At 35.5% G+C, this 245-nt stretch carries 1 protein-coding gene; it reads left to right on the top strand.

The features are described from left to right. The coding region (locus NG901_RS16800; RefSeq protein ID WP_353847571.1) for a hypothetical protein at positions 1-245 on the top strand (245 nt) is incomplete at both ends.

The raw sequence follows: 245 nt of genomic DNA, 5'->3' as shown, positions 1-245 counted from the left end.
AATTGCAATGATGAAAGATACACTAAATAGCGAGTATCAAATCGCTTTTGTCGCAACCATCCCCGAATATATGTTAAAAGATTTTACTGCTTGGGAAGATGTGGATTTAGTCATTACAACAGCAAAAGTGACAACCCCACTACCAAAACCGACTGTCAAAGTAAGCCCAGTTTTAAAAGAGTGTGATTTAGTGGAGTTAGAAAAGCAAGGCTTAAAAAAGAAGAATATTTTGACTAGTTACTTTG

It is taken from the genome of Clostridium sp. CMCC3677, from assembly GCF_023845585.1.
GTDB lineage: Bacteria > Bacillota > Clostridia > Clostridiales > Clostridiaceae > Clostridium > Clostridium aquiflavi.
Note: the sequence above shows the minus strand (reverse complement) of the source record. Positions and strands in the feature narration are given on the sequence as shown.